This is a genomic window from Terrabacter sp. FW104-15G4B (genome assembly GCF_058790095.1).
On sequence record NZ_JBYTCI010000060.1, the window covers coordinates 1 to 1,824 of the forward strand.

The 1,824-nt window shown below is 56.4% G+C and carries 2 rRNA genes (1 of these 2 only partly in view); both read right to left on the reverse strand.

The window, feature by feature from the left end:
* Positions 1–7 precede the first annotated feature (7 nt).
* Positions 8–124 (reverse strand): 5S ribosomal RNA (gene rrf / locus AC3WRT_RS20510).
* A 111-nt stretch (positions 125–235) separates the two neighbouring features.
* Positions 236–1,824: ribosomal RNA gene (locus AC3WRT_RS20515) — 23S ribosomal RNA — on the reverse strand (it continues 1,640 nt past the right edge of the window).

Genomic DNA, 1,824 nt, shown 5'->3' on the forward strand with positions numbered 1-1,824 from the left:
AAAGTGTGTCCGGCTGCGTCCTACTCTCCCACACCGTCACCAGTGCAGTACCATCGGCGCTGAAGGGCTTAGCTTCCGGGTTCGGAATGGAGCCGGGCGTTTCCCCTTCGCTATGACAGCCGAAACTCTATGGAGATATCAGGATCGTGGTCATGCAGGCCGTGGCCGTGGCTGCATGGTCTGCAGGTTCCCGTTTGTATCTCGGGAACTGCACAGTGGACGCGTAGCATCTTTGTGAGTCAAGTTATCGGCTTATTAGTACCGGTCAGCTCCACACATTGCTGTGCTTCCACATCCGGCCTATCAACCCAGTCGTCTAGCTGGGAGCCTCTCGCCCTCGCGGGCCTGGAAACCTCATCTTGAAACGTGCTTCCCGCTTAGATGCTTTCAGCGGTTATCACTTCCGAACGTAGCTAATCAGCGGTGCCCTTGGCAGGACAACTGACACACCAGAGGTTCGTCCATCCCGGTCCTCTCGTACTAGGGACAGCCTTTCTCAAGTTTCCTACGCGCACAGCGGATAGGGACCGAACTGTCTCACGACGTTCTAAACCCAGCTCGCGTACCGCTTTAATGGGCGAACAGCCCAACCCTTGGGACCTACTCCAGCCCCAGGATGCGACGAGCCGACATCGAGGTGCCAAACCATGCCGTCGATATGGACTCTTGGGCAAGATCAGCCTGTTATCCCCGGGGTACCTTTTATCCGTTGAGCGACGGCGCTTCCACAAGCCACCGCCGGATCACTAGTCCCGACTTTCGTCCCTGCTCGACATGTCTGTCTCACAGTCAAGCTCCCTTGTGCACTTACACTCGAAACCTGATTACCAACCAGGCTGAGGGAACCTTTGGGCGCCTCCGTTACCTTTTAGGAGGCAACCGCCCCAGTTAAACTACCCACCAGGCACTGTCCCTGATCCGGATCACGGACCGAGGTTAGATATCCAGAACGACCAGAGTGGTATTTCAACGTTGACTCCACCATCACTGACGTGACGGCTTCACAGTCTCCCACCTATCCTACACAAGCCGTACCGAACACCAATACCAAGCTGTAGTAAAGGTCCCGGGGTCTTTCCGTCCTGCTGCGCGTAACGAGCATCTTTACTCGTAGTGCAATTTCGCCGAGTTCGTGGTTGAGACAGTGGAGAAGTCGTTACGCCATTCGTGCAGGTCGGAACTTACCCGACAAGGAATTTCGCTACCTTAGGATGGTTATAGTTACCACCGCCGTTTACTGGCGCTTAAGTTCTGAGCTTCGCCTTGCGGCTAACCCGTCCCCTTAACGTTCCAGCACCGGGCAGGCGTCAGTCCGTATACATCGTCTTGCGACTTGGCACGGACCTGTGTTTTTAGTAAACAGTCGCTTCTCCCTGGTCTCTGCGGCCGATCACGCTCGGACAGCTAGTGTCGTCACGATCAGGGCCCCCCTTCTCCCGAAGTTACGGGGGTATTTTGCCGAATTCCTTAACCACGATTCACTCGATCGCCTTGGTATTCTCTACCTAACCACCTGAGTCGGTTTGGGGTACGGGCGGCTCGAACCTCGCTAGAAGTTTTTCTCGGCAGCATAGGATCACCCTCTTCCCGCATTCGCGGTCACTATCAGGTCTCAGGCGTTCTGCGATCCGGATTTGCCTGGATCGCGCCCTACACCCTTGGACGTGGACAACCATCGCCACGCGGAGGCTACCTTCCTGCGTCACTCCATCGCTTGACTACTACCAGATCGGGCCGTGCGCTCCACACACCCGATGGACCCGAAGGTCCGGTGGGCGTGCTTCAGGCACTTAGCATCACTCGGTTCGTCAGGGGCGGTTCTTC